The 1,692-nt window shown below is 76.1% G+C and carries 3 protein-coding genes; 1 reads left to right on the top strand and 2 read right to left on the bottom strand.

Annotated elements, in window-relative coordinates; genetic code table 11:
- On the bottom strand, positions 1–541 hold a 541-nt coding region (locus GTW08_RS02160; protein WP_161151320.1), incomplete at its 3' end, for a hypothetical protein.
- Between the two features lie 109 nt (positions 542–650).
- Between GTW08_RS02160 and GTW08_RS02155 the strand changes: the two genes are divergently transcribed.
- On the top strand, positions 651–1,520 hold the full coding sequence (locus tag GTW08_RS02155; protein WP_161151319.1) for an SAM-dependent methyltransferase: 870 nt from the start codon (positions 651–653) through the stop codon (positions 1,518–1,520).
- A gap of 9 nt (positions 1,521–1,529) precedes the next feature.
- Here the strand turns inward: GTW08_RS02155 and GTW08_RS32395 are convergent.
- Positions 1,530–1,692, bottom strand: a 163-nt coding sequence (locus GTW08_RS32395; protein ID WP_202416277.1) for a helix-turn-helix domain-containing protein, incomplete at its 5' end; no start/stop codon positions are given.

Below are 1,692 nucleotides of genomic sequence, written 5' to 3'. Positions count from 1 at the left end.
CCGAGCCCGCCGAGGAGGACGACCCCGAGGACCGCACGCCGGTCGGCGCCGCGGGCTGACCCGGTGGCCACGCCAGGTCGCGGAGGTCCCGGACCGCGCGCGGTGCGGCCTCGACGGCCGCATGCCGGTGCGGCCCGGGTACCCCGGGCCGGCGGATGACCTGGAAGTGCCCGGTGCGGCGGACCCGCCGGGACAGCGCGACGCGGTGCCGGGGCGGGGCGACCAGGCGGCGGTACACCCGCTGCAGCCCGGCCCCGCCCGCGAGCGCGACCGGCAGCGCCACGACCACGTGCCACCACGACGTCGCCCAGAAGTGCACGGTCGCGACGAACAGTGCGGTCCAGCCGAGCGCGGCCGTCCGGAGCAGCGTCAGCCGCAGGCGCAGTGGCCGGTCGCGGCAGCCGCGTCGCAGCACCGGGGCGGTGCGCGTGAGCACCCACAGCCAGTACAGCGCGAGCAGGGTGAGCGCGAGGTAGCCGGTGACCCGGCGGAGGTCCATGTGGCCCCCCTCGCCGCCGATCCACGCGGTGTTACGGCTCACACACGCAGGGTCGGTATGGGACCCGGTGTCCGGTACCGCCTGCGCCGTGCGAGTGATCATCCGCGTGACTGATGAGCAACGCTAACCGTCTGCTCCAAGCGTGATCGTCATGCGCACAGCCGACGATCAGTGGGACATCACCAGCAGCGTGGGCGCCACCGCCCTGGCCGTCGCCGCGGGGCGGGCGCTGGAGACCCGCCGCGCCGACCGGCTGGTCGACGACCCGTACGCCCAGCGGTTCGTCGACGCGGCCGGGACGCTGTCGGCGGTGCCGCGGGACCCGGGCGACGCCGCCGACCCGTGGGTCGTGCAGGCCGGCTACCAGGGCGTGCGCTCCCGGTTCTTCGACGAGGCCCTGACCGGCGCAAGGACGACCCAGGTCGTGCTGCTCGCCGCGGGCCTCGACGCGCGGGCCCTGCGCCTGCCGTGGCCCGCCGGGACCACGGTGTTCGAGATCGACCAGCAGAAGGTGCTGGACTTCAAGGACGGGGTCGTCGCCGAAGCGGGGATCACGCCGACCGCGCGCCGGGTCACCGTGCCGGTCGACCTGCGCCACGACTGGCCCGCCGCGCTCACCGCAGCCGGCTTCGCCCCGGACCGGCCGACCGCCTGGCTGGCCGAAGGCCTGCTGCCCTACCTGCCCGCCGACGCCGAGCAACTCCTCTTCGAGCGGGTGCACGCGCTGTCGGTGCCGGGCAGCCGGATCGCCGTCGAGCACTTCGGCGACCAGGTGGAGCGGATCGCGGACGATCCGTCGTTCCGCGAGGCGGCCCAGGAGATGCTGCACACCACCGACGTCCGCGAGCTGTTCTTCGCCGAGCCCCGGGCCGAGTCCTGCGACGACTGGCTGCGCCGCCACGGTTGGACGGTCACCGCCCGCCCGGTCCGCGAGGTCGCCGCGGGCTACGGGCGGCCGCTGCACGACACGGTCACCGACACCCTCGGCTCGGCGACGCTGCTGTGGGCCGACCGGCCCTGAACGGCGGGCTCAGCGGGCGGCACGGGCGTCGACCAGCAGGGCCATGTGCAGCGCGGTCCGCACCTCGGGGTCGGTGAGGTCGAGGCCCAGCAGGCCGGAGAGGCGGCGCAGCCGGGCGTAGGCGGCGGGGCGGCCCACCCCGAGCCTGCGGGCGACGTCGGCGACGACCCCG

Source organism: Pseudonocardia sp. SID8383, from assembly GCF_009864975.1.
GTDB lineage: Bacteria > Actinomycetota > Actinomycetes > Mycobacteriales > Pseudonocardiaceae > Pseudonocardia > Pseudonocardia alni.
This window is presented reverse-complemented; position numbering and strand designations above follow the sequence as displayed.